We start from the raw sequence: 1,806 nt of genomic DNA, 5'->3' as shown, positions 1-1,806 counted from the left end.
TTTCCATCGACAGGTCTATTCCGGCATAGTGCTTCATGGCTGCTTCCTTCCTTCAGATCCGACAACCAGAAGGTGCGCCGCTCAGCCGGCCCGAGGAAGCAGCCACAAATTACACGATGACTCATTGGTCAGAGCCAGAAGATGACGGTGGCCGCGAGTGCGATGGCGGAGAAGAAGGCGGTTGGGCATCGGTCGTAGCGGGTGGCAACCCGGCGCCAGTCCTTCAGGCGGCCGAACATGATCTCGATGCGGCTGCGCCGCCTGTAGCGGCGTTTGTCGTATCTGATCGGCTCGTTGCGTGATTTTCGGCCCGGGATGCAGGGCTTGATGCCCTTCTCCTCAAGGGCCTCCCTGAACCAGTCGGCATCATAACCTCGGTCGGCGAGCAACCATTGCGCTTTCGGCAACTCGTCGAGCAGAGCCGCCGCGCCGATGTAATCGCTGATCTGACCAGCTGTCATGAAGAAGCTCAGGGGCCGACCGTTGGCATCGGTGACGGCGTGGAGCTTGGTATTCATGCCGCCTTTGGTGCGACCGATCAGGCGGCCAAGACCCCCCTTTTTACCGCCAGGCTCGAAGCCGTGCGGTGTGCCTTCAGGTAGGTCGCATCAATCATCACCGTCTTGCGGTCAGCGCCAGCGGCAGACAGCCCTTCCATCATTCGGGTGAAGACGCCCATTTCACCCCATCGCTTCCAGCGATTGTAGAGCGTCTTGTGCGGCCCATACGGGAAATACATGCCGGCCCACGCTGAAGCATGCAGAAGCCATCCCTTGCGCGCGGCCCATTCGGCCCGTTCCGGTGTGATCACCGCGTCTGAATAGGGCTCGTCGATCAAGATGAAGCGACCGGCAGTCGGATCAAACCATTCCGAAACATGATCTTGGTCCGGCAAATCACAATCGAGGTGCTTGGTTGCAGCCTGCGCTCGCTGGTAGTCGGACGGTCGCAGTCCCGTTGCTTCCATGAACCGAAGCGCCCCGACTGTCTGGCATATCTGACGCCTCGCAAAATCCTGCGATGGACAAACCATATCCTTGACCAGATGGTCAGGTGATGCCGGGCGCATGTTGCACAGCGCGCGTACGAGCTTCATTTCCGATCTTGTACAAAGATCGGCCAGCGGTTTTGACAGCTGGATTTCGAGCGTTTCTCGACCTGATACATAGGTCTCGCGATCGGTCCAATAAGCGGTCAGGAAGAGTTGTTGACCACTGCAGCTGGCTGGGGAGACATCGCGTAGCATACGACGCGCATGCTCGAAGTTCGAGAAAGACGCTGCCTGTGCGGCACGCTGCAAAGCCTGATTGAGAGGAACGCCCTCCGCGTTCCTGATCTGCCGCGCGAGGCGCTTGATACCAACTAAACTTGAGGGCCGGACATCTTGAATCAACATGATTGTTCTCCCGGCTTGATATGAAGCGTCACCCGTCAACCACTTCTCAAGCCCGAACAACATGTTGGACGAGAGTGCCAGCGATCCTAAGGCAGTGCTGTCAACAGCTTGGCAAAGACGGGTGCCGCGCTCCTGCCGAGAGCGAACCATGAAAATATTGGAGCGGGGCCGGCAATGCAACCAGCCGCGCGCGGCCCCGCAACAATTCGGTGGATATCTTTGGCCGTTTCGCCTGCGCCGAGCACACTCCACCTCCTGCACCTGTCACGGGGCCCAACGTTTGCTGCTGATCTGCCCCCTTCTGAGTGGTCCAAAATTGATGATATTTGGATGACGAAGGAGACGAGGAATGCCGAGCAAGAAGCATCGCCCGGAAGAGATTATCGGCAAGCTGCGTGAAGCGGAGGTGG

At 58.6% G+C, this 1,806-nt stretch carries 1 pseudogene; it reads right to left on the bottom strand.

From position 1 onward, the window contains the following. Nucleotides 1–128: 128 nt before the first annotated feature. A pseudogene (locus tag M9978_RS22905) lies at nt 129–730 on the bottom strand (IS5 family transposase); the annotation flags it as partial. Between the last annotated feature and the right edge of the window lie 1,076 nt (nt 731–1,806).

Source organism: Sphingomonas tagetis, assembly GCF_024211275.1.
GTDB lineage: Bacteria > Pseudomonadota > Alphaproteobacteria > Sphingomonadales > Sphingomonadaceae > Sphingomonas > Sphingomonas tagetis.
This window is presented reverse-complemented; position numbering and strand designations above follow the sequence as displayed.